This is a genomic window from Alcanivorax sp. HI0044 (assembly GCF_001634945.1).
The window spans coordinates 1-1,331 of record NZ_LWEZ01001651.1; the positions used below are offsets into that span (position 1 = coordinate 1).

A 1,331-nucleotide genomic window follows, 5' to 3' on the forward strand; every position below is an offset into this window, starting at 1 on the left:
AAGGCCGGCACCAAAACGAATGCACTGGCGCACCACCAGGTCCATGCTTTCGCCGCCGGCGCTGTAAAGAACGGTGAGCCCGCCGAACATGAGCAGCAACAGGCCGACCAGTAGCGGGGGGTCCAGGTGCAGGCGGACCGCCAGCCCCGGAGACAGGGTGGCCCCGGTCTGGCCGGGCATCTGGCGGATAAATTCGCGCTGGCTCATGGGCGATCCTCTTGATCCGAATCGTCGTCGGCAGTATTGGAGGGGGGGGTGGCCGGGGTGTTGGCGAATACCGGCGGCACCTTCAGTTCTCCCTCTTTATCGAGCAGCCAGGCGTCCATGACCTGGCGAGCCACTGGCCCGGCGGTAGAGCCGCCGTGGCGCCCATTTTCCACCAGCACGGCCACGGCAATGGCCGGCTTTTCCGCGGGTGCAAACGATACCAGCAAGGCGTGGTCCAGCAGGCGCTCTGCCAGCTCGTCCTCGTTATAGGTTTCGTCCTGACCTACCGAGAAGACCTGGGCGGTGCCGGATTTTGCCGCAATGTCGTATTTCGCCCCTGAGGCCATGGCACGTGCGGTGCCGCCGAGCTCGGTGACACCGACCATGGCTTCGGTCATTTTTTCCCAGTTGTCCTGATCATTCAGAACGATGTCGGTTCGTTCCACTGGCTGGTGGTCGCCTGCCAGGGTAGGAATGACCTGCTTGCCGTGGCTGGCCATGATCGCCGTGGCGTTGGCCAGTTGCAGCGGCGTCGCCAGGACAAACCCCTGACCGATACTGGCGTTGATGGTGTCGCCGTGGAACCAGGGACGGCCGCGGGCTGCCTTTTTCCATTGTTTGGAGGGCATGATGCCACTGGATTCGTTGTAGAGATCGATACCGGTGGGTTGGCCCAGGGAAAACTGGTTCATGTAACGGTGCATGCGCTCGATGCCCAGTTTGAACCCCATGTCGTAGAAGTAGGTATCACAGGATTGCACCACCGCCAGGCGCAGATCCACCCGGCCGTGGCCCCAGCGTTTCCAGTCACGGTAGCGGTGAGGATCGTTTTCCAGCTGATAGTAGCCGGGATCAAAAATAGTGCGTTCCCAGTTGGTCACCCCGGCATCCAACCCGGCGAGCCCGTACATGGGCTTGATGGTGGAGCCGGGGGGATAGCGCCCCTGCAAGGCCCGGTTGAACAGCGGGTTGTCATGGTCGTTGCGGTAGGCGGAGTAATCCTTGTAGGAAATCCCGGTGACGAACAGGTTGGGGTTGAAGCCCGGGCGGCTGACGAACGCCAGCACGCTGCCATCACGGGGATCAATGGCGACCACGGCGCCGCGACGCTCGCCGAGGGCATC

General features: G+C 62.7%; 1 protein-coding gene and 1 pseudogene. Both read right to left on the reverse strand.

The genetic code is table 11. From position 1 onward, the window contains the following. Window positions 1-207 (reverse strand): annotated as a pseudogene (locus A3730_RS24855) (rod shape-determining protein RodA); the annotation flags it as partial. After that, window positions 204-1,331: penicillin-binding protein 2 (mrdA, locus tag A3730_RS24860; protein ID WP_063539206.1), on the reverse strand; the 1,128-nt coding region annotated here is incomplete at its 5' end. The gene mrdA and the pseudogene A3730_RS24855, both read right to left, overlap by 4 nt.